This is a genomic window from Algibacter sp. L1A34, assembly GCF_009796805.1.
Taxonomy (GTDB): Bacteria; Bacteroidota; Bacteroidia; order Flavobacteriales; family Flavobacteriaceae; genus Algibacter.
On record NZ_CP047029.1, the window covers coordinates 1,453,901 to 1,474,096 of the forward strand.

At 34.1% G+C, this 20,196-nt stretch carries 11 protein-coding genes and 1 tRNA gene; 7 read left to right on the forward strand and 5 right to left on the reverse strand.

Annotated elements, in window-relative coordinates:
* Positions 1 to 35: 35 nt before the first annotated feature.
* The gene (locus GQR97_RS06395; RefSeq protein WP_158846608.1) at positions 36 to 1,370 is read right to left on the reverse strand and encodes an MATE family efflux transporter; all 1,335 of its coding nucleotides are present in this window, start codon (positions 1,368 to 1,370) and stop codon (positions 36 to 38) included.
* Between the two features lie 118 nt (positions 1,371 to 1,488).
* On the opposite strand from GQR97_RS06395, the gene GQR97_RS06400 reads away from it, so the two are divergent.
* From GQR97_RS06400 to GQR97_RS06430, 7 genes are all read left to right on the forward strand, one after another.
* On the forward strand, positions 1,489 to 2,283 hold the full coding sequence (locus tag GQR97_RS06400) for a universal stress protein (RefSeq protein ID WP_158846610.1): 795 nt from the start codon (positions 1,489 to 1,491) through the stop codon (positions 2,281 to 2,283).
* A 5-nt stretch (positions 2,284 to 2,288) separates the two neighbouring features.
* Positions 2,289 to 2,362: transfer RNA gene (locus tag GQR97_RS06405), tRNA-Ala, on the forward strand.
* A 480-nt stretch (positions 2,363 to 2,842) separates the two neighbouring features.
* Complete coding sequence (locus GQR97_RS06410; protein WP_158846612.1) at positions 2,843 to 5,611, forward strand: triple tyrosine motif-containing protein; 2,769 nt, start codon at positions 2,843 to 2,845, stop codon at positions 5,609 to 5,611.
* A 297-nt stretch (positions 5,612 to 5,908) separates the two neighbouring features.
* Positions 5,909 to 9,094, forward strand: a complete 3,186-nt coding sequence (locus GQR97_RS06415) for a SusC/RagA family TonB-linked outer membrane protein (RefSeq protein ID WP_158846614.1) — start codon at positions 5,909 to 5,911, stop codon at positions 9,092 to 9,094.
* A 91-nt stretch (positions 9,095 to 9,185) separates the two neighbouring features.
* Positions 9,186 to 10,712: a SusD/RagB family nutrient-binding outer membrane lipoprotein gene (locus GQR97_RS06420; RefSeq protein ID WP_158846616.1), complete on the forward strand. Its 1,527-nt coding sequence runs from the start codon at positions 9,186 to 9,188 to the stop codon at positions 10,710 to 10,712.
* Between the two features lie 93 nt (positions 10,713 to 10,805).
* Positions 10,806 to 12,392 (forward strand): family 16 glycosylhydrolase, encoded by a 1,587-nt coding sequence (locus GQR97_RS06425; protein WP_158846618.1) that lies wholly within the window; start codon positions 10,806 to 10,808, stop codon positions 12,390 to 12,392.
* 57 nt (positions 12,393 to 12,449) lie between these two features.
* A complete protein-coding gene (locus tag GQR97_RS06430) occupies positions 12,450 to 13,256 on the forward strand; it encodes an endonuclease/exonuclease/phosphatase family protein (RefSeq protein ID WP_233267614.1) in 807 nt (268 codons plus the stop codon).
* Between the two features lie 106 nt (positions 13,257 to 13,362).
* On the opposite strand, the gene GQR97_RS06435 is transcribed toward GQR97_RS06430, so the two are convergent.
* The 4 genes from GQR97_RS06435 to GQR97_RS06450 all read right to left on the reverse strand — a co-directional run bounded on the left by GQR97_RS06435 (position 13,363) and on the right by GQR97_RS06450 (position 20,193).
* Entirely contained in the window at positions 13,363 to 14,070 is a 708-nt protein-coding gene (locus tag GQR97_RS06435) for a hypothetical protein (RefSeq protein WP_158846622.1), read from the reverse strand.
* Positions 14,070 to 17,429 carry an alpha-amylase family glycosyl hydrolase gene (locus GQR97_RS06440; protein WP_158846624.1) on the reverse strand — a complete coding sequence of 1,120 codons (3,360 nt, stop codon included), beginning with the start codon at positions 17,427 to 17,429 and terminating at the stop codon, positions 14,070 to 14,072. Before GQR97_RS06440 ends, GQR97_RS06435 begins: the two co-directional genes overlap by 1 nt.
* Positions 17,430 to 17,573: 144 nt before the next feature.
* Positions 17,574 to 19,040: a SusE domain-containing protein gene (locus GQR97_RS06445; protein ID WP_158846626.1), complete on the reverse strand. Its 1,467-nt coding sequence runs from the start codon at positions 19,038 to 19,040 to the stop codon at positions 17,574 to 17,576.
* Between the two features lie 25 nt (positions 19,041 to 19,065).
* The gene (locus GQR97_RS06450) at positions 19,066 to 20,193 is read right to left on the reverse strand and encodes a SusE domain-containing protein (RefSeq protein ID WP_158846628.1); all 1,128 of its coding nucleotides are present in this window, start codon (positions 20,191 to 20,193) and stop codon (positions 19,066 to 19,068) included.
* Positions 20,194 to 20,196 lie beyond the last annotated feature (3 nt).

Consider the following 20,196-nt stretch of genomic DNA (forward strand, 5'->3'; position numbering starts at 1 on the left):
TTTAGCGTATTTTATATAATAATTACGATACAAAGTTAATGTTTTTGAGACAGCGGAATAAATATTTTTCGGAATTTTATAATTAAAGGAATACCGCGTGCAATAATCCAGAAGGTGAGCGCAATGAATATGCCGTGAAGTTGGTAGCCTAGAGAATCTAGCCAAAATAAAATGGGTAGAAATACGAGTCCTGTGGCACATAAAAGTACGTTTCTTAGAAATTTCATTCTCCCTAAACCTTTAAACATACCATCGAAAATAAAAGCTAAGGCGCAAAACGGTTGCATGATTAACACTAGCCAAAAGGTACTATAAAATAACGAAAGAACTTCGGGGTCTTTGGTGAACAAACGCCCTAAGGGATAATAAAAAAGGGCTCCGAAAACAGCTAGCATGATGCCAACAATAATGCCGTAGCGTATAAGTTTATTACTTAGTTTTAGTAATGTAGAATACGCTGTTTGCCCATACAGTTTACCTGATAAAATATTGCCAGCGCTTGCGTAGCCATCGACAAAAAAAGCTGCAAAAAACCATAAATTTATGCAAATAGTATAAGCTGCTATTTGTGTTGGGCCGTAACCTGTGGCAAAGCGTGTGGCGAAATATAATGTGATGTTTAGAGCTAAGGTACGCACGAATAAATTAAGAATCATGACAACCAATTTGTTGATTTCTTGGTTTAATGGAAACGTTGGTTTTAGTGGGATATCGGTTTTTTTAAGTAAATAAATGGCTGCTAAAATTGCCATAATAATTTGAGCAATTAAACTGGCGTAGGCTGCACCTTTTATATTCATGGCAGGAACGTAGTTTTCTATGCCGAAAACAAAAATATAATCGAGTCCAATGTTTAAAAATGCGCCAATAGTGGCAATTATCATCGGGTAATAGGTGTTTTGTAAACCGCGGAATACTCCAAAAACAGCCATAGTAAATAAGGTAAAAGGGAAGCCGAAAACACGAATTCTGTAATAATCGACACTGTAATCTAAAATGATGTTTGTGGCATTGTATAGCTTGAAAATTGAGGTCGCGAATGGATAGGTACCAATTATTATGAGCAGGCTTAGCATAGTTACTAAAAAAATAGCTTGTGCTGGCAGGTTTTTAATTTCATGTAATTTGTTAGCTCCCAAATATTGAGAAATAATGGACGAAATAGCACTTCTAGTTTGTCCCAAAATCCAAATAAGCATGGAAATAAATGTACCCACAATGCCTACAGCTGCGAGAGACTCTGTTGCGTTGCTATCTATGTTTCCAATAATGGCGGTGTCGGTAATAGATAAGATGGGTTCTGCAATTCCGGCTATTAATGCTGGTATTGCCAATTTATTTATATGTTTAAAACTAATGTTTGTGCTCACAAGGTGTGTTTGATTTTGTATATTTAGCTAGCAATTTTTATATTGCAGTTAAATGAATCGTTTTAATGTTTACTTTTGCTTCTTTAAACAGCAAATTTAATATATAATATTAGTTATTATGAAGAATATTTTAGTTCCTGTTGGGTCGTCGAAAAATGCGTTAAGTCATTTACAATATGCAGTAGATTTTGCAGAAGCCGTTGGTGCTAAGCTTTTTGTAGTGCAAGTGTATAATGTTTATACAAAGGCTGGAACTATGATTCGGGTTGATGGGCCAATACAACGCGAAAGTAAAGAGTTTTTAGATAGTTTAGTTTCTAAAATTGATACTAAGAATGTTGATGTTATTGTAAAAGTTTTAAAAGGAAAATTAATTGATACGTTAGAGTTGGCTTGTAAAACTGGAGATGTAGATTTAATTTTAGTCGAGCCTAGAACTAATTCCATAAAAGATGAAGTTTATTTAGGTAAAACCTCGGGTAAGATTATAAAACAAACTAATATTCCAGCGCTTATAGTGCCGGAAGGTTATGTTTTTAAGCCGGTAACAAGTATTTTATTAGCAATGAAATCGGCTATAATCAAAAATAAAAAAGCATTAAATCCATTAAAAGAAGTAAAAGAAATATTTAAAGCTGAAGTGAATTTATTACTTGTTAAAACGCCATATTACAATGATGGTGATTTTGATGTTAATGAAACTTTAGGAGAGTTAGCAAGTAGTGTAACTAAAAGCGGGAACGCTACCACATTCCAAGGTGTTTTAGAACATTACAGATCGCACAATCCAGATATGCTTTGTGTGGTACGCCGTAAGCGTGGTTTCTTTGTTAAAAAATGGGAAAAAAATGTCATTCTTAAAAAGGATTTCTACAGCAACTTACCTGTTTTAGTGCTACGTGGATTGAAATAATATTTGGGGATGTAGCTCAGTTGGCTAGAGTGCTTGACTGGCAGTCAAGAGGTCGTCGGTTCGAGCCCGATCTTCTCCACAGATAAAACCTGTAAAGCGCTTTTTTTTAGGTGTTTTGCGGGTTTTTATGTTTTAAATTTGTACGATTTGTGTACGGTAAATTGAATTAAATTAATTCTGTTTGATGTTATTTTTTATTTAAGAATGATTCAAATTGAGGCATTACATCCTTTTTTTTCTCTGTTTGAAATATCGACATTAATAGCTGTTATTAATTAAGCTTTTAAATGTATAAATATAATTTAATAATGAATTACGGTTTACCTCATTCACTTTGTCTTCCTTATTGAGTAATGCTATGTGGTTAAAAAAAGTTTTTTTTTGGTTTATGCTTTATACAGCTAATATTGGTGCTCTTTTTTTTGTCTAATACAATTGGGAAATATGGTATTACCTATAATTTTATCGCTCTAAATTTGTTCCAGTAAAAGTTAATATTAAGTTATTTTAAAGTAGGTTATATTTGCTTTAAATCTTTTAAGAATAACTTGTTTTCGGTATGAAAATCCCCCTGTGCTTTTTGTTGCTTTTGTTTTGCTTTTTAGGGTTTGGACAAGAGTTGCCGCCAATTGAAAGATTTACTACAGAGGATTACAGTGGTGATAATCAAAACTGGATGATTTCTCAGGCTGAAAATCAATTTATATATGTAGCAAATAATAAAGGTTTGCTGGAGTATAATGGCTCAGAATGGAAAACGTATAGCTCACCAAATAAAACTATTATTAGAGCCGTTAACGCTATTGGAGATAGAATTTATACGGGCTGTTATGCCGATTTAGGGTATTGGGAAAAAAATAACGTAGGTACTTTAATTTATACTTCACTAAGGCCTAAGTTAGAGGTTGGAGTTTTAAACGACAATCAAGTTTGGAATATTTTGGAGTATAATGAGTGGGTTGTTTTTCAAACAAGTAAAAGAATTTACTTTTATAATCCTAAAACTGAAACATTCAAAATTGTTTCTGCAACACAGAATATCTATAAAATATTCAAAGTTAAAAATAGAATATATTATCATGTAGCTAATCAAGGAATTTACCTTGTAGAAAATGGAAAATCCAAACTAATAGCTGCAGACGAGGTTTTAAAAACAGATCGTGTTATTAATATTTTTGAAAGCAATCAAAATTTAGTGCTAGTAACACGGAGTTCAGGTTTTTTTAATTTGTCCGATAATAAATTAACAGCCTGGGATATTTCAGCCGCAGCTTTATTAAGCGACATCGATATATTTAGCAGTATTCAATTAAAAGATGATAGTTTTATTATTGGCACAATTTCCGATGGAGTTATTCATTTAAGTTCTAAAGGAGATTTTAAGTATCAAATTAATCAGAAAAAAGGGCTAACAAATAATACGGTTTTATCGTTGTTTGAGGATCATGCTAAAAATGTTTGGGCGGCATTGGATAATGGGGTTAATTGCATTAATGTAAAATCTCCAATTAAAAGCTTTATCGATTACGAAGGTGTTTTGGGAACCGTTTATACTACACAAGTTTTTAAAAATAATTTATACATCGGTACAAACCAAGGTTTGTTTTATAGAGAGCTTCACGAAGTTAATAATGCTTTTAAGTTTATTGAAGGTACTGCTGGTCAGGTTTGGGAGTTGTTTAATTTAAATGATGAGTATTTGTTTTGCGGTCATCATTTTGGCACCTTTATTATTGATAGTGATAAATCGGAAAAAATTAGTGATACACTTGGTGCATGGGGTTTCAAAACCATACCTCAACATAAAAATTATCTACTTCAAGGGAATTATAGCGGACTTTTAGTATTAGAAAAGTTGGATAATAAATGGCGGGTTAGAAATAAAGTTGAAGGCTTTGAAAACTCCTCGAGGTATTTTGAAATAAACCATCAAAACCAAGTTTGGGTTAATCACGAATATAAAGGGGTTTTTAAGTTGAAGCTCGACGATAGTTTAACTAAAGTAGAAAAGCTAGATATTGAAGCAAGCTTGCCTTTAGGTGAAAGTTCTAGTTTAATAAAGTATAAGGATAATGTGCTATATGCATCTGAATATGGTGTTTATAAGTATTCTGAAGAAAATAGGGCCTTTAAGCGTGATAGCTTATTGAGTACTATTATTGATAAAAGCGATTATATATCAGGGAGGCTTGTAGTTGATAAAATAGAAAGGTTATGGACTTTTTCTAAAAAAAATGTAAGTTTCATTGAAAATGATAATTTTACAAACGCATCGGTAATAACCAATATTCCCATTCCATTAAAATTTCGAAAAGGTATTTTTGGGTTTGAAAATATTTCATCTATTACGCCATCTACTTATGTATTGGGAACAGCAAATGGATATATTACATTAGACTTTAATGAGACTCATAAAATAGATAGGCATTTAATTTATTTAAACAAAGTCGCATTGCATACTAATAATGATTCTGTCGTTCCTCAGGTTATTAGCACAAAGGGAGTTTTTAAGTTTAAATACGGTTTATTAGAGTTTAATTATGCCGTTCCGGAATACGAGCGTTACGTGGGTGTAAAGTATCAATATATTCTGGAAGGTGATACCGATAAATGGAGTAAATGGAAAGAAGCATCGGCAGTTACATTCGAGAATTTATCTTTTGGTACTTATACCTTTAAGGTTAAAGCGAAAATAGGTAACATATTATCTCAAAATATAGCAGCTTATACTTTTGAAGTTTGTAGGCCGTGGTATTTTACAAATACAGCTATTGCGGCTTATGTTCTGTTGTTTTTTGTAATTGTGTTTATTACGCACAAGGCTTATAAACGTTATTATATTAAAAAATTCGAGAAAGAACAATTGAAGAGCCAGCAGCTAGTCATGAAAATAAAAAATGAAAAACTGAATAGTAATATTGAGAGTAAAAATAGAGAGTTAGCTATTTCTACCATGAGTATTATTAAAAAGAATAAGGTTTTAAACAAGATTAAAAAAGAAATTAAAAATAGCAAAGACAACGATAACATTGAAGCAATAAAGCTTATTGATAATAATTTAAACGACAATAAAGATTGGTCGTTTTTTGAGAAAGCCTTTAACAATGCAGACAAAGATTTTTTTGGTAAAATTAAAAAGGAGCATCCAGATTTAACACCAAACGATTTACGTTTTTGTGCATATTTAAGGCTTAATTTATCTTCAAAAGAAATGGCTCCACTTTTAAATATTTCAACTAAAAGTGTCGAGACCAAACGTTACCGTTTACGTAAAAAATTAGGTTTAGAGCATGAGGACAGTCTAGTTAACTATATGTTAAAGTTCTAGTAACACGACAATCGTAAATTTCACCACGACATTACCACTACAACAGCTGTTAACCCTTGTTATTATTGACTTGTTGTTTGCTTTTTTTAAAAATGCGATTTATCCCTTATTGCTAGAGGTTTCCGATGCAATCGCTCGATTTTTACATTCAATTAATACAATGTTCGTTTTTTATCGACTTTAAAAATTAGAGCCTTTTTATTTTTAGAGATTAACTTTACATAGACTTAATTTTATTTTCGAGTAAAAAATTCATTCAAGTTTTAATTTTGACATCAAACTTAAAACAACATTTTTATGAAACTAAAACGATGTAATCAAAAAACAAAAACAATACTATGTATGCTGTTTTTGTTTGTGGCTACAATGTCGACGACACAAGCTCAAAATATAATAAATGGAACCGTGCTAGACGAGGCAAGAATGCCTTTACCTGGTGCTTCCGTAATTCTAAAAGGAACTAATAATGGAACATCTACCGATTTTGATGGTAAATTTTCTATAAATGTAACAAAAGACGACGCTATTTTAGAGGTGTCTTACGTGGGTTACATCACTAAAGAAGTTTCTATTTCTAGCCAATCTCTTACTATTATACTACAACCAGATGTTAAAGCTTTAGACGAAGTTGTTGTTACGGCCTTAGGTATAAAGAGAGAACAAAAAGCACTGGGATATTCAGTACAAGAAATAAGTGGAGAAACTATTCAAAAAGTATCAGGCGTAGATATTGGTACATCACTTTCGGGAAAGGTTGCTGGGCTTTTGGTAAATAATTCAACCGATTTTAATGTAGCTCCGGAAATAACAATTAGAGGGGAAGAGCCATTATTGGTAATAGATGGTATTGCATATCAAAATAGAACGCTTAGTGATATTTCTTCAGAAGATGTTGAGTCTATGTCTGTTCTAAAAGGAGCAACGGCTTCTGCTTTATATGGTTTTCGTGGAGCCAACGGTGCTATTTTAATCACAACAAAAAACGGAAGTACTGGTGACGATGGTTTTAGTGTTAATTTAACAAGTAACACCATGTATTCGGCAGGGTTTTTAGCTATTCCAGAGCGTCAAAGTGTTTACGGTCGAGGTACTAACAATACTTATAACATAAATACCGACGAATCTTGGGGGCAAGTGATGGATGGCTCGTTGCAAACGCAATGGGACCCTATTGCTAAGGTGTTTAGTGAGTTTGAGTATTCTGCAATTGGTAAGGATAATTTTAAAAACTTTTTAGAGCAAGGTTCTATTACAAATAATAATATAAGTATTGCATTTAAGGAAGATAAAATTGCTTTACGAAGTTCTGTTAACTGGATAGAGCAAAAAGGACAATATCCAAATTCTAAGTTAGATAAATTCACCTATTCTTTTGGTGGAGATGTTAATTTAGATAAGTTTAAATTAAGTTCAAACATCTCTTATTCTAAAAGAGAATCACCAAACATGGGGTCTAACGGTTATACATCTTACGACCCAATGTATTCTTTATTAATTTGGAGTCCTGCAGATTGGGATGTACGTGATTACAAAGATAATTATTGGTTAATTCCTGGGGAGTTACAAAACAACCATTACGGATACGATTTTGAAAACAATAATTATAGCGGTAAAAATCAAAACAATCCTTATTTTGATAGATATCAAAAAACCAACGAAGTATCTCGCGACATTTTTAATGCTGATTTAACCATGAGTTATGATGTGGCAGATTGGTTAAAAGCAACGGTGCGTTCTGGGTTAGATTTTTTCGTTGATCGTGGTCAGCTTAGAGTGTCTCAAGGGTCTTATACATCTACAGGAAATACATCTGTACCTGGTGCGTCTTCTACATGGAATGGCTCAAGAACAGGTGCTTATGTAACAGGTAAAACTCAAGGTTTCAGTATAAATAATGATGTATTACTTTCTGGTGATAGAAAATTTCTTGATGATAAATTTGAGGTTGAATACCTTGCCGGAGGAACGATATATTACCAAAGGAATGATAATTTAACGGCAAATACTGAAGGAGGTATTTCTATTCCCGAATTTTTCTCATTAAATGCTTCTGTAAATCCTGCTTCTGTAAATGAAAGTATAAGTCAACAACAAGTTAATTCGGTTTTTGGTCGATTAGGTTTGTCTTGGAATAAGTTAATTTATGTTGATATCACGGGGCGTAACGATTGGAGTTCTACTTTGGCTGGCCCAGGTATTCCAGACTCAAAACAATCTTATTTTTACCCATCTTTCTCAGGGAGTTTTGTGGTGTCAGAATTAATAAAGGAATCTACTAGAGATTGGTTGGATTTGTTGAAAATAAGAAGCTCATGGACACAATCTAAAAAACCTGCAGGTATTTACGATATTAATAGTGTTTTTAGTACATCTCCAGGTACTTGGAATGATTTAAACGGAGCAAGTGCTCCTAATAATTTATACAATTTATCAAGTATAAGTCCAGAAAGCGCAAATACTTACGAGGTTGGGTTGCAAGCGATGTTCTTTAAAAAACGCTTTACTATTGATGCGTCTTACTACAAGAAACACATGTACGATTTTTTAGAAACAGGTGCGTTATCTGCAGCATCTGGTTACACAGGAGTTGTGCTTAATAAAGATGATGAAGTAGATCGTAAAGGTTGGGAATTAGCGCTTACCGGAACTCCAATTAAAACAGACGATTTTCAATGGGATTTAGGTGTTAACTGGTCAACTTATAAAGATGTTTATGCTAAAATAGATCAAACATATACGCAAAATGATAGTAGACCATGGATTAAAGTAGGGGAACGCACCGATCATTATGTAGGAGCAGAGTTTATGACGGATCCAACAACAGGTCAACACGTTTACAGCAATGGACGGATAGTTAAAAATCCATACAGTTCTGTATACGGATACTCTAATCCAGATTGGATATGGGGAGCAAACTCAACGTTACGTTATAAAGATTTTAGTTTATTTCTCTCTTTTGATGGTTTAGTTGGCGGTCTATCTAGTTCTAGAACCGAGAGTTATATGTGGCAATCAGGTGTGCATCCAGATTCGGTAACACCAGAAAGAGCCTTAGATGTTGCAACACCAGGATCATCAAATTATATAGGTGAAGGTGTTATGGTTACCAGCGGAACAGTTGAGTTTGATACCGATGGTACCATCCTTAGTGATACTCGCGTTTTTGAAACAAATAATATAGCAACAACATATTTAAGAGCAGCCAAAGATTTGCATGCCAGTAGCGCTTGGGGAGGCACAGGAACAACAACCGATGCTTTTTCTAGAACCTATCTTAAACTACGTGAAATATCTTTAAGTTACAGTATTCCTTCAATGTATTTAAGTAGTTGGGGTGCTAAAAGTGCATCTATTAGTTTAATAGGTCAAAACGTGTTGTTATGGTCAAAAGATTATAAATATTCCGATCCAGATAATAGAACTGAAGATTTTGCCGATCCATCAGTTAGATATCTTGGTGCCAATATTAAAGTTTCATTTTAGTAAAAACACATATAGAAATAAGCAAGGTTGCAATGTCAATATTAAATACCAAGCAAATTCTATTTTACTGATAACAATTAAATAAAAACAAATGAAAAATTTAAAATATATATATTTATTAACAGTCTTAGTTGCTTTTACATATTCATGTAGCAATTTTGAAGATATAAATACAAATCCAGATGCATCTACCATTGTTGCTCCAGATATGTTAGCAACCCAAGTATTGAAAAATACATTTACAACCAACGGAAGTGGAGTCTTTGAGTTTGTATCAGGTAACTTATTCAATAAACATATTGCTGCCTTAGATCCAAGTATTCCAAGTTCAGCACAATATTATTTTGCATCTTTTGGTAGTTTTGGTGATTATAGTATGCTTACCGATTTGAAGTTTATGACGCAATTTGCCGAAGGAAACCAAGCTGAAGCATCTTATAAGGGTTTAGCGTTATATCTAAAAGCATATTACGGCTTATCGGCAACATTAGCGATGGGTGATGTGCCTTATTCTGAAGCAGGTATGGCGGACGAAGGGATTACACGACCTATTTACGACAAACAAGCAGATGTATTTGTTCAAATTTTAGACGATTTACAAACAGCAGAAGCCTATTTTGCCCAAGGTTATAATTTTGATGGAGATATTATGTATGATGGTGATGCTGCAAAATGGCAAAAGCTATGTAATGCTATGCAGTTAAAAGTGATACAAACCATAAGTAAACAAGCTACAGATGATCAAAAGGCTCGTTTTGCTGCTGTAGTAAGTGCAGGTAATTTATTGGAAAGTAACGATGATAATTTCAAATTGGTTTACACCGAAATTTCAAATGCTAACCATCAATTCTATAATGGTGAAAACCTTAGAATTAATACAGCTATTTCAAAACTAACTGTCGATTTCTTGAAAACAAATAAAGATCGCAGATTGTTTTATTTTGCCGAACCTGCACAAATATTATTAGATGCTGGAAATTCTGCTTCTGATTTTGATGCCTACGAAGGTGCTTTAACATCTTTAGATCCAACTACATTAGCTTTTAACAAAGATAATGGCGATTATTCTTTATTAAACTCACGTTATGTTAATTTTATGGATGGAGAGCCCTTGTTGCGTTTTACTTTTGCCGAACAATGTTTTATTATTGCTGAAGCTATTGAAGAAGGTTGGGTTACCGGAAATGCTCAAGAATATTACGAAAATGGAGTAAAAGCTATGCTTGAATATTATAAAGATTTGCCAAATACAGATGGTTATGTTCAGGGTATGGCTATCGATCAAGCTTATATTGATAATTATTTTACTGGAGACGCAGTTTATGCCACTACAGGAACCAAAGCAGATAGATTAAAACAAATTTTAACACAACGTTGGTTAATAGATTTCTTTCAGGGTAATGGAGGTAATTATCCCCAATTTTTAAGAACTGGTTTTCCTGAATATCCGTTAGATCCAGCAACAAGTTTAAATCCTGATGATACTTCGGTTTACCCAAAGCGTTGGAAATATCCGGTGTCAGAACAAACAACAAACCCTGATAATTATCAAAAGGCTATTGATGATCAGTACGATGGGTATGATGGTATAAATAAAACACCTTGGTACTTGCAGTAATAATTCTGTAAGATATAAACTTATAAAAAATCTAAAGACGAATTATTTGTCTTTAGATTTTTTGATGCTTAAAATATTTAATGACTATAGATTATGTTAAAACTAATAAGTAAAATTTTTTCAATACTATTAATAGTTTGTTTTTATTCCTGTGATGAAAATTCTAACACAAAAATAAATTTTGCCAAAAACCCGGTTATAGCGCACCGTGGCGCATGGAAAAGTCAAAATTTACCTAAAAATTCAATAGCTTCATTAAAGCAAGCTATTGCTCTCGGATGCACAGGTTCGGAGTTTGATGTTAGAATGACTGCAGATAATGTACTCATTGTTGCTCACGATGCAGAATATCACGGATTAGAGGTGGAAAAATCTACTTATGCAGAATTGTCCAAATTCAAATTATCAAACGGTGAAATACTCCCCACTTTAAAAGCATATATTTTGGCAGGAATAACCAATAATGATTCTACAGGTTTGGTCTGCGAAATAAAACCTTCTAAAATTAAAGGGCGAAATGCGGACATTGCCGAAAACGTTGTCTCTTTGGTTAAAGAGCTAAAGGCGGATCCTTATATTTTGACTTATATTAGTTTTAGTTACGATACTCTCAAGAAAATTAAAACGCTTGATGCGCAAGCAAAAACCCAGTATCTAGATGGGTCAAAGGCACCAGAAACATTAAGTTTAGATGGTATTTCAGGATTAGATTATTTGGTTTATAAGTTGAAAAAACATCCGGAATGGATTTCGTCGGCCAAAAAAATGGGATTAACGCTAAATGCTTGGACAGCTAATAAGGCTGAAAACATTGAGTGGTTACTTGTAAATAATTTCGATTATATTACAACAGACGAACCTGAATTGGTTTTTAAAAGCATTGATAAGAGCCCTATAAATAAAGGATATCAACTTGTTTGGAGCGATGAGTTTAACTATGAAGGCAAGCCCGATTCAGCAAAATGGACCTATGATTATGGGTTTAAAGCTAATAATGAAAAACAGTATTTTACCGATAGTTTAAAAAATGCAAGGGTAGAAAACGGGTATTTAATTATTGAAGCTCATAAAGAGAAAGTTGCTAATAAGGATTTTAAAAACCCTGAGATTAAGGGATGGCAAAAATATAAGTCTGAAATTGATAGTGCCCAGTATACATCGGTTCGATTAAAAACAGAAGGTCTTGCAGCATGGGAATACGGCCGTATTGAGGCTAGAGCAAAATTACCTAAAGGTCGCGGTATGTGGCCAGCAATTTGGATGCTGAGTGAAAAGAGGGAAGGTATAGATTGGCCGGAAAGTGGCGAAATTGATATCATGGAGCATGTTGGTTATGATAATGATACCATTCATGGTACTATACACACTAAGGCTTACAATCATACAAAAGGGACGCAAAAGGGCAAAACTATTTTTATTGATAAGCCTAATGATACATTTCATATGTTTGCTGTAGAATGGACGCCCGAAAAAATAGATTTTATTTTGGATGGAGTGGTGTACAATCATATTGAAAATGAACATAAAACCACTGCAGAATGGCCTTTTGATAATCAGTTTTATTTAATAATGAATGTTTCCGTTGGTGGTATGTGGGGCGGGAGACAAGGCATAGATGATTCTATTTTTCCCCAGAAAATGGTGGTCGATTATGTACGCGTTTTTCAACAAAAAAACTAAATAGAAGTAGATATGAAATACAATATTTTAGTATGTTTCACTCTAATTTTGAGTATAATGAGTTGTAATAATGAAATTAAAAAGGAAGGTCAAAACTTAAAGATGATGACTTACAATATCCGTTTAGATGTCGCCTCAGATGGAGATAATGCATGGCCAAACAGAAAAGATTTTTTAAGTGAGCAAGTATTGTTTAATAGTCCAGATATTTTGGGGGTTCAGGAAGCGAAACCAAATCAAATGGCCGATTTAAAAAGAGCTTTAACGGGCTATAACGCCATCGGTGTTGGTCGTGATGGTAAAAATATAGGCGAATTTTCTGCAATATTTTATAATGCTGAAAAGCTAAAAGTTGAGAATGAAAACACGTTTTGGCTTTCAGAAACACCAAATCAAATTTCTAAAGGTTGGGATGCTGCATATCCCAGAATTTGCACATACGGTTTGTTTACAAACTTAGAAAATAACACCAAGTTTTGGGTGCTTAATACCCATTTAGACCATAAAGGGCACGAAGCGCAATTGCAGGGTGTTGCTCTAATTCAGGATAAAATAAAAGCGCTTAACACAAATAATTTGCCTATTGTTTTAATGGGAGATTTTAATGCCGAACCTAACACCGAGTTAATTACGGAACTTAGACAAAGTATGGACGATTCTAAAGGCTTAGCAAAAGTAATTTTTGGCTCTAATGGTACTTTTAATGGTTTTAAGACTGAAAAACTAGTTACTCGTAGAATTGATTATATTTTTGTTTCTAAAACTAATATTGAAGTTGAAAAATATGGTGTGTTATCGAGTTTGGTGGATTTGAAATATCCTTCAGATCACTTTCCTGTTTTAACCGAATTAATCATTAAATAACTCTCTAAAAGAAGAACGTTTCAGAATACTTTATTTAATAAGAAACACTTTTGAAGCCTGATATAAATTACATCAGGTCTCAAAGTGTTTTTTTTTAAGTTGAGCTTTATTGAACGGTAAACTCAAAAACCTGAGATTCCGAAGTGTTGTTATTATCATCTTTAGTGATAACACGCCAAAAATAAGTATTGCCAGAGCCCACGGTTATCGAAACATTATTGCTGCTTGTGGTAGCCTGCGATTGTATTGGCGGATTTACGGTTCCAAAAAGGACTTCGTATTCTGTAATATCATTATCAACATCTTCTCCCGACCATTGTAGAGATAAGTTAGTGGTCGATGCTGCTAAGGAAACTGATAGAGCAGGACTAACTAATTCCGCTGGAAATGGCGCATAAGAGGATGTTGCTTCGCCTGCGTTATAAAATTTCCAAGTATTACTTTGTGCTGTTTCTGTTACTGTATTTTTAGAAACCACATACCAAGAATATGGCGTGCCTCGTAAAATAGCAACACTTTTTTCTGAAACCGAACTTGTGTAATTGGTTGTAGTTTGTGTGTCTAAATTTTTAATGAATAATTGATATGATGTTGCATTTTGAGCATCATTCCATTTGAATAGAATAGTACTTTCTGTACTTGTTATGTTAGAACCTTCGGTGCACTCCGAGTTTTCACTAGGAAAAATTAAAGTTGTCGCCTTTGGAGCATCGATTTCATTTTCTGTATTTCCATCATTATCACTGCTGCTGCAGTTTAAAAGTAACAGACAAAAAATAAAGCTTCCGAAGATATATTTAGTTGAATTTCTCATTAGTTCTTAATTATTTTAAAGCTGTTATTCACTGTTTTTGTAACCACTTTTAGTATATAAATACCTTTATTGAATTTAGAGGCATCAATTTTAAGTGTATTGGTTTTTGTTTCGTTGTTATAAACGCGTTTTCCTAAAAGAGAATATATTTCTACGTTAGCTTTTTCGCCTTGTAATTCACCTAAATAAAGGGTTAATTCGTTGTTTGATATAGGATTAGGAAAAACCGACATGCTGTTATTGTAAAACATAGATTCTTCATATTTACCTTGACAAATTTTATCGGTTTCTACGGTGATTTGGTTTTCTCCTGTTTGTAAATCCAGTTCAATGGCAGAATTAGAAGTTTCTGTAATGGTGCCATTGAGCGTGATTTTGTAAAGTGTGCCTCCGCTTAAATTTAGTGTAATCCCTTTTTTGTCGTTTGTTTGTCTAGAAAGTACAGATAAGTTTTCTGGTTCTGTAATGGTTACATTGTAGCATTGCTTATATTCTGGCTCATCTTCAACGGTAATACAGATGTTGTAATCGCCTGCGTTTAAGTCATTTTTAATAAAAGTACTTGTAAAAGTATCTTCACTATTCAGGTTATTTCCAATAATTGTTGCGGTGTAATTTAGGTTTTTTTCTGCGGAAATATTAATGTAGCCATTGTTGCTGTTTCTGCAAGTTTCATTACCTATTTGTAAGCTAAAATTATTGGCCGGCAAGCTAAATATTTCACAGCCATTGGCATCTACAGTAGCTCCTAAGGTTGTGTTGCTGCAACTATCATCTTCATTTAAAACACCATCGCTATCTAAATCTTCTGGATTAATAAAAGGTTTATCGGCATAGATAATATATTCTCCAGCTTTTAGAGTAATGGAAGCGGTTGCATTTGTAACTTCCATAGGTGTATTTCTATTTAAAATATTATACCAAGTGCCTGTTTGTTGAAAATCTGGAGTGATGTTTTGTGCAGTAATTCCGAAATTACCAAGAATGGTGACATATTTTATTTGATCTTCCGTGGCGCTCTCTAAGGTCAGGTGTATAGATTTTACGCCTGATGTTTTATCGGTATCTACTTCAAAATTAGAAGTTTTAAAAATAGGTTCCTCAAGCTTAAGCCTAATTAAATTGCGCCAAGTATCATGAACAGATTTCCTATTAACGTTATCTAAATAGTCCCAAAGAATAGGTTTGTTACCAACTCTTCCGTTTTCATCAATCGAAATATCATAACCTAATTCACCAAATTGCCAAATCATTTTTGGACCAGGAACGGTGAAGAAAAATGCGCCTGCAGTTTCTACACGTTTTAAAGCGGTATTTAAATCTTTTACATTGTAAAGTGTATTTGAAGCTCCAAAATTTAGGTTTCTGTACATCATGCGTTCTTCATCATGACTTTCCATATAACTCACTGATGATGTTGCTTGTGCAAAACCTTTTTGTTTATATGAAACGTTTCCGAAGTTCGATTTTCCATTATCAAAGAAACCCATAGTAGCGTCGCTATAAGAACCGTTTAAATTATTCCAAAGCATAATGCCTTTGCCTTCGTTTACACGGTAGTTTGCCCATTCGCTTTCTTCGGTTATACCACCTAAATGTTCAAAAATTATATAGAAATCATCTTTTTTATCCCATTGATAATCGGCATATAGTTTTAAAACATCTACACGGTCTTGTTGATAACTACCTGTACAACTCTCATTGTTTTCGGTACAATTTTGTGTAAAACCTTTGGTTAGATCCCATCGGAAACCATCAATATTATATTCATCAATCCAAAATTGCGTAACGCGTTTTACATAGTCTCGTGTGGCTGTTTCACTGTGGTTAAAGTCGTTAAAAACACCGTAAGCATGCTTTGCTGTTTGGTTAAAAAAGGGATTATCGGCAGATGCTGTTCCTCCGTAATTTCCGTTATCGGTGTTCCAAAGGCGGTAATATGGGTTTTGCCCTGAAGCATGATTAAAAACGACATCGACAATAATGGCAATACCACGACGATGACATTCATCCACAAGAGCTTTAAAAGCATTTTGTGTGCCATAATATTTATCGAGCGCCATATGGAACGATGGGTTGTAACCCCAACTTTCATTACCATCAAATTCATTTAAAGGCATTAACTCTATGGCGTTTATACCGAGATTTTCAATATAATCGAGTCTGCTTTTTAAAGCATCAAAACTGTGTAAGGCATCAAAGTCACGAAGTAATAATTCGTAAATTACTAAATCGGTTTTTTCTGGTGGTGTAAAATTAGTTGTTTGCCAATTATATGTTGCATCCCCTGTTCTTAATAACGTGACGCTATGATTGGTTTTTCCTGTTGGATATGCTGGTAAATCTGGATAGGTTACCGCATTAATATATTGGTCGTTAGATTCTGCTAAAACTACTGGGGAATAAGGATCTGCAATTCTTATTGAAGCATCAACCATATATTGATACATGTGGTTGGTTTGTGGTGTTAATCCTGTTAATTCAATCCAAAAACGATCTTTACTACTGTCCTTTTTCATTAAAAAAGCATCATCAATTGTCCAGTCATTAAAATCGCCTATAACATGTACAAATTGTTTCCCTGGTGCGTAAAGTACTAAAGTAGCCTTTGTATTATCGGCTTCATTGTAATTAATACCATCCAATAAATCTGTTGGTAAAGCAGCTTCTGTAACTGTTGGAGTTACTATGGCTTCAAAAGTTTTAGATTGGGTTTGTGTGCCATCGGTAATTTGTAATTCGAATGTTGTAGTTTCGTTTACTATATAATTGTTGGTATATGTTGTAACTCCCGTTGCTATATCTACAGAAATGTTATTAGCTAAAAGTGTGAAATCGGCTGTTGTACTTGAAGTTGCATTGATAGGTAATGTTTCTCCAGCATTTAAAATGGTTGTTGTTTCTGTAGGCATGTTTAAAAATAGTTGAAAAGAACCAATATCGAAAAAGAAATCGGAACAACCTGATGCTTTTAATTCTTGATTTCCCGATGCGTTTCTAAAAACCATACCCATTTTGGTAGATTCATTTTGTTGCTCGGTTGTTAAACTATAATAAACGGATGGTGTTATAGTAATGCTCCATGTACCGTTGTTATTGTTTGTCATTTCGCCAATGCCATCGTCAACGCCCCAATTACCTATGGTTTTAATACCCCAAGCATCAGCATCGTTTCCTACGCCAGAGTGCATATATACTTTGTTAGGTGAGGAAATACTATTGCAGTCTGTTGCGGTACTGTTTAAGTCCACTGTTATGGTGATTTCGCTTGTAACTTCAAAAGTATTAGGTAAAATAGTAACTTGCGAAATAGCTGTTAAACTAAGTAGCAAGAAAGAAAATAGTAACAGTTTTTTCATCTGTTTTAGGTTTTAGTTAAGTTGGAATACTTTAAATAAAAGATGTTATTGAAGAAAACTATAATTGACAGTTTTATTCTACAACCTTCTTTTTAGAGAAAAAAAAGGCTGATAAAAACCAGCCTCTTTTGTATGTTGAATAATTTAGTTCGGAATTATATTATAACTTCCATCTAAATCGTTGAACCAGAAATCGTAACTTCCTGTTTCTGCGTTAAACGGAATGTTGTCTCCGCCGCCAGATAAATTAGCTTTACCATAAAGTTCATTAGATCCTGAATATCTCCAAACATCTGCCCAATCATCATTTGCTCTAATTAAGATAAAACCTCCATTTGTTAATGTTACACCATTGATGTACCATAAGTGTGGGTTATTTGCATCTTGAGTAAAATTAGTGTCATTATCACCATCCCAACCGTTTGGTGTAGCGTCTCCAATAATAGCCATAGAAGTATATGTTGGTGCTGTTGAAGCATCGTAAGCTTCTACTGTAAAACTTCCAGATTCTCCAACTGTAGTAAAATTATAAGAGTAATAACCTGCAGTTGCTACATTGAATGTTCCTGGGTCTGAACCACTACCGGTATTTACTGCTAAAGCAGCTCCGTCGTTTGTTCCCCATTGTGGTTGCCATGTGCCTTTAGTTTCTAGTAATTTAAAATCTCCTGCTCCAAAATACCCAATATAAACATAATTGTTTGGTACATCTTGATTTCTAAACAATGGTGTGTTGTTGTTATCATTGCTCCATCCTGGTGATGTTGCGTCTCCAACTACATATAAGTTAGGGAAGGCAGAAAGGTAAGGTGTAACAGAAACGGTTACCACTTCTGAAATTCTAGTTAATTCGTTTCCTCCTGCATTTATATTTTTAGCAATAATTCTAATATCCATATCGCCAGCAACTTCTGGTGTTAAACCAATTCCGATAGCAACAGCATTTAATTCTGAATGTGTTGATGATACCGTATTAGCGTTAGTTGTAGTTCCAATAGAAACAGGACTTGCAAAATCGCTTCCTGCTATAGCGGCTTCAATGGTGTAGTTTATGTCGATTCCTAAAGAAGATTCTAAAACAGCATCCGTCCAATTTACAGTTAATACAGTTTCATCTACAGAGCCTATTGATAATACAAAAGCATCACTTTCTAGAGGGCTAGAAATTACCGGTGCATCTGTTGGATAACGGGTTGCTAGTAATAAAATACTGTTAGAGATTTCACTTCCAGCTGAAACTCTCATGTACGCTGGTACGTCTCTAAAGGTTGTTACTCCAGTGCTTGCAATTGCATTGTTGAATTCTGCAACCGTCATTGAAAAATTTTTCGCTTCGGTTGTTCCTAAAGTTATAGGTGATGTAAATTCAGCATCGGTTGACATTTCGATGGTGTATGAGCTGCTTCCTGTAACCTCATCTTCCCATGACAATGTAAATGCAGGATTATCTGGCAATGCAAAATTTAAAAACACTGTACTAATGCCAGGTGTATTTAGAACAAACTCAGCATCTGGTGCGGTAATTGTTAGGCTCTCTTCGGTTTCGCACGAAGCGAAAAGCATTGTTGACAAAAGCAACAGAAAGCTTATTTTGTTTATATAAAATTTCATATTTTTTCTATTAAGTGGATTAATATTATAAGTTTAATGGCACAAGAATGTAACGACCAGTGAAGTCGTTAAACCAAACATCGTAATCATCTTCTACTATTACAGGAACTTGTTCGCCACCATCGGTAGCTACTCCAGAGAATCCTGTTGAGCCACCCCAAGTAGAGCCAGCGTTTGTTAAAAATGAAATATCTCCTGGTGTTAAATGTATAGCTGCTGCATACCACATGTGGCTGTCAATAGTCAATGGTGTTAAAGCGGTTGTTGCTGTACTTGACCCTTGGATATCAATACTAGAAAAATCTGTTGCTCCAGAATAATCAAACGGAGTTAATGTGTATTTTTTAGTAGAAAAATCGATTGTAAATTGATAATAACCAGCATTTGGTACTCCAAAACGTCCTGGGTCTCCAGATTGTGTTGTTGGATTTCCGGCAATATCACCCGCTTCTGCAGGGGTATCATCTCCTTCATTTGGAGTAACTCCCCATTGTGGTTGCCATAAACCTCGGCTCTCTAAAATTTTGAATCGACCTTCGTCAAATCCTCCTGCGTTAGCAAAATAACCAGTATAGTAATATAAATTTTGGTTATCGGCATCTCTAAATAATGGTGGATTGTTAAGGTTGTTGTTCCAGCCTGGAGCCACGCCGTTTCCTACTAAATAGTAATCGTTAAATACGTAGTTGTAATACGGGTATACATCAAATTGTATTGCGTTTGATGCTGTCGATTCTCCATTTTGTGATCCTAAAGATGCTACTACTCTTGTGTATAAAGTAGCCCAACTAAAAGGATCTAAACCAGCACTACCTGCTGCTGCATTTATTTCGCTTGTAGATAATGTAAGGTTATTACGCCCAGTTACGGTAGATGCGGTTACAGGTGTTGTAAAAGCCTCGTCGTTTGCGAACTGTACCGCGTAATTAATAGAGGTTTGTTGTCCGTAATCCGATTCTTCCCAGTTTAGTGATAAAGCTGGGTTGTTTGAGTTATCGGCATCAAGTTCTATTTGGCTAAAGTTTAAATCGGCTAAAATTGGTGCTGATGGCGTTGAAACTTTATATATATCGGTAGTGTCGTCGCAAGAACTCAGGCATAGTAAAACTAAACCAATAATGCTAAACACTGAAATGTTTTTAAATTTTTTCATGGT

What these genes read in the sequence shown, in the direction of transcription:
- GQR97_RS06400 (WP_158846610.1), top strand. Translation starts at nt 1,489, where the DNA reads ATGAAGAATATTTTAGTTCCTGTTGGGTCGTCGAAAAATGCGTTAAGT.
- GQR97_RS06410 (WP_158846612.1), top strand. Translation starts at nt 2,843, where the DNA reads ATGAAAATCCCCCTGTGCTTTTTGTTGCTTTTGTTTTGCTTTTTAGGG.
- GQR97_RS06415 (WP_158846614.1), top strand. Translation starts at nt 5,909, where the DNA reads ATGAAACTAAAACGATGTAATCAAAAAACAAAAACAATACTATGTATG.
- GQR97_RS06420 (WP_158846616.1), top strand. Translation starts at nt 9,186, where the DNA reads ATGAAAAATTTAAAATATATATATTTATTAACAGTCTTAGTTGCTTTT.
- GQR97_RS06425 (WP_158846618.1), top strand. Translation starts at nt 10,806, where the DNA reads ATGTTAAAACTAATAAGTAAAATTTTTTCAATACTATTAATAGTTTGT.
- GQR97_RS06430 (WP_233267614.1), top strand. Translation starts at nt 12,450, where the DNA reads ATGAGTTGTAATAATGAAATTAAAAAGGAAGGTCAAAACTTAAAGATG.
- GQR97_RS06435 (WP_158846622.1), bottom strand. Translation starts at nt 14,070, where the DNA reads ATGAGAAATTCAACTAAATATATCTTCGGAAGCTTTATTTTTTGTCTG.
- GQR97_RS06440 (WP_158846624.1), bottom strand. Translation starts at nt 17,429, where the DNA reads ATGAAAAAACTGTTACTATTTTCTTTCTTGCTACTTAGTTTAACAGCT.
- GQR97_RS06445 (WP_158846626.1), bottom strand. Translation starts at nt 19,040, where the DNA reads ATGAAATTTTATATAAACAAAATAAGCTTTCTGTTGCTTTTGTCAACA.
- GQR97_RS06450 (WP_158846628.1), bottom strand. Translation starts at nt 20,193, where the DNA reads ATGAAAAAATTTAAAAACATTTCAGTGTTTAGCATTATTGGTTTAGTT.